Annotated in this window: 4 protein-coding genes and 1 pseudogene; all 5 read right to left on the bottom strand. The window is 68.1% G+C overall.

Annotation, left to right across the window (positions count from 1 at the left end; all coding sequences use genetic code 11):
• Positions 1 to 3: 3 nt before the first annotated feature.
• Positions 4 to 225 carry a hypothetical protein gene (locus tag AC1DU6_RS27060; RefSeq protein ID WP_056201663.1) on the bottom strand — a complete coding sequence of 74 codons (222 nt, stop codon included), beginning with the start codon at positions 223 to 225 and terminating at the stop codon, positions 4 to 6.
• A gap of 116 nt (positions 226 to 341) precedes the next feature.
• Positions 342 to 1,016 carry an ankyrin repeat domain-containing protein gene (locus AC1DU6_RS27055; protein ID WP_457324684.1) on the bottom strand — a complete coding sequence of 225 codons (675 nt, stop codon included), beginning with the start codon at positions 1,014 to 1,016 and terminating at the stop codon, positions 342 to 344.
• Positions 1,013 to 1,798 (bottom strand): TatD family hydrolase, encoded by a 786-nt coding sequence (locus tag AC1DU6_RS27050; RefSeq protein WP_056201658.1) that lies wholly within the window; start codon positions 1,796 to 1,798, stop codon positions 1,013 to 1,015. The genes AC1DU6_RS27055 and AC1DU6_RS27050 overlap by 4 nt, the downstream gene beginning before the upstream one ends.
• Positions 1,799 to 1,813: 15 nt before the next feature.
• Entirely contained in the window at positions 1,814 to 2,254 is a 441-nt protein-coding gene (locus AC1DU6_RS27045; protein WP_082532892.1) for a PilZ domain-containing protein, read from the bottom strand.
• Positions 2,255 to 2,269: 15 nt separating this feature from the next.
• Positions 2,270 to 2,530, bottom strand: a pseudogene (locus tag AC1DU6_RS27040) (DNA polymerase III subunit delta'); the annotation flags it as partial.

Raw genomic sequence — 2,530 nt, 5'->3', positions numbered from 1 at the left:
TCTTTATTCGGCGTCGTCAGACAGATCGGGGACTTCCAGCTCGGCGTCGATCTCGCTGTCGAAATCGGCCGAAGCCTTGACCGGGATCCATGGGCGGTCCAGCGGGCGGTAGATGCGGCTCTGCAGGCGCGCCAGGCGGTCGGAACGCTCGATGGCGTTCATCACCTCGGCGGGGGAGATCAGCATCGCGAAGGGGTCAGCTAGATTCGGGGTGTTGGACAGCATGGTGGGCCTCGTGTTTGACGATGACTCCACTTTAGGCAGCCGCGCCTTGGCGCAACAGTCGGCCCAGCGCGCTAGCCGCTGTAAGACTTTTCCCTACACGGCCCCCGGGGCGAGAACTAATTGGCGCTCTTGGCAGGTTCTGCAGCTTTGGCCGCGCGCTGGCGTTCCTGAATGATCAGGCGCAGCTCCTTGGCCATCACATCGCGGCCGCCGCGCTGGGCGAAATCGGCCGCCGTCAGTTCCTGCTCATTGGCCGCGCGCGGCTCGGCGCCCGCCTTGATGAGCAGAGGCACCAGATCGCTGTTGCCGTAGCGCGCCGCCATCATCAGCGGCGTCGTACCGTTCTCGGAGCGCGCATTGAGCTCGGCGCCGTGAGCGATGAGGAAGGCCGCCACGCCGTTGTCCGGCCCGCTGCAGGCGTAGTGCAGCGGCGTCCAGCCCGCGCGGTTGACGGCGGCGCCACGCTTGACCAGGGCCTGCACGGCCGGCAGCGAGCCGCGGATGGCAGCCACCATCAACGGCGTCTCGCCCTGGGCATTGGCTTCGTCCACCTGCGTCTGCGGCGAAGCCAGCAGACTGTCCAGCGCGCGCAGCGACTCTTCACGCACGGCGATGAAGATGGCCTTGCGGCCGCGCGAGTCAGCCTGGTTGGCGTCCACGCCCTTGAGCAGCAGGGCCAGCACGGCGCGGCCGTCGTTCATTTCGGCGGCAATGGCGAGTTCGTCAGCGGGCGCGGCACGCAGGGCCGTCGTGGCCAGCAGCGCCAGCGCGGCGATCCATGCCTTCTTCATGCCGCTTCGGGCAGGCCGAACAGCCGCCGCGTATTTGCCGTCGTGCGGGCGGCCAGCTCCTCCACCGGCAGGCCCACCGCATCGGCCACCGCCTTGGCCACATGGGGCACATAGGCCGGCGAATTGGTCTTGCCGCGGAAGGGCACCGGCGCGAGATAGGGGCTGTCGGTTTCGATCAGCACGCGATCAAGCGGCAGCAGCCTCAGCAGGTCACGCAGGTCCTGGGCGTTCTTGAAGCTGACGATGCCCGAGAAGGAGATGTAGTAGCCGCGTTCGACGGCGGCCAGGGCAACTTCCGCCGTCTCGGTGAAGCAGTGGAAAACGCCGCCGGCCTGCTCACCGCCCTCTTCGTCCAGCACGCGCAGCGTGTCGGCCGCGCTGGAGCGAGTGTGGATGACCAGTGGCTTCGCCGCTGCCTTCGCGGCCCGGATGTGGGTGCGAAAGCGCTCGCGCTGCCACTCCATGTCGTCGATGCTGCGGCCGTTGAGGCGGTAGTAGTCCAGCCCGGTCTCGCCGATGGCGACGACACGCGGCAGCGCGGCCAGGCGCACCAGTTCCGCCACGTCGGGTTCGCGCATGTCCTCGGTGTCGGGGTGTACGCCCACGGTGGCCCACAGCTGGGCATGCTCAAGAGCCAGCGCATGCACGGCCTCGAACTCCTCCATCTGCGTGCAGATGCAGATGGCCTGCTCGACCTGCGCGGCCTGCATGTCGGCCAGGATGGCGGGAAGGTTCTGCTTCAGCTCCGGGAAGCTGAGATGGCAATGCGAGTCAACGAACATCGACGGGAACAGGAATCAAAGGGTCTGAGTCGGCTTGCTCGACGAGATCGCAGTGCCCAGGATTTCCTCGATCCTGACGCGGATCAACCGGGTCTTCTCGTCACCAGGGAAGCGCACGCCCACGCCCTGGGTGCGGCCACCCGACGCGTTGGCTGGCGTCAGCCAGGCCACCTTGCCGGCCACCGGATAGCGCTGGTTGTCCTCGGGCAGGGCCAGCAGCAGGTAGACGTCTTCGCCGAGCTTGTAGTCTCGCGTCGTCGGCACGAACAGGCCGCCTTCCGTGAAGGCCGGGATGTAGGCGGCGTAGAGCGCCGACTTCTCGCGGAAGACCAATTGGATGACGCTGGGCCGCGCGCCGGACGATGCGCCCTGACCGCTCACCGTGGGCAAGGGCAGGCTACCGCTCACCTTGCTGGGCTGGAATTGCGGAGACTTGGAGGAGGGGGCGTCGCTCATGAAGGGCGAGTGTAGTCAGCGCGCGGCGGCCGAGATGGCCGTCTGGGCTTGCGCCACCAAGGCCTCGATCCACAACCCGGCGTTCAGCGGATGGTCGGCGTGGCGGGCGGCGCGGCGCAGTTCGGCGTCCCAGCTCAGCAACGGTGCGGCGCGCTTGGGCGCAGGCAGGGCCGCCGGCGCGAAGAACTGGCCGCGCTGCCCGTGGCTGCGGCGCACCAGGTCGTGGCACAGGCGCTGCAGCGCATCGATGACGCGAGGTGGCGCCCAGTCCGACAA

The organism is Roseateles sp. P5_B10 (assembly GCF_056400485.1).
The sequence above is the reverse complement of the archived record's forward strand: the minus strand, read 5'-3'. Positions and strand labels throughout refer to the sequence as shown.

Coding starts and splice junctions, on each gene's coding strand:
- AC1DU6_RS27055 (WP_457324684.1), bottom strand. CDS start 1,016: ATGAAGAAGGCATGGATCGCCGCGCTGGCGCTGCTGGCCACGACGGCC.
- AC1DU6_RS27050 (WP_056201658.1), bottom strand. CDS start 1,798: ATGTTCGTTGACTCGCATTGCCATCTCAGCTTCCCGGAGCTGAAGCAG.
- AC1DU6_RS27045 (WP_082532892.1), bottom strand. CDS start 2,254: ATGAGCGACGCCCCCTCCTCCAAGTCTCCGCAATTCCAGCCCAGCAAG.
- AC1DU6_RS27060 (WP_056201663.1), bottom strand. CDS start 225: ATGCTGTCCAACACCCCGAATCTAGCTGACCCCTTCGCGATGCTGATC.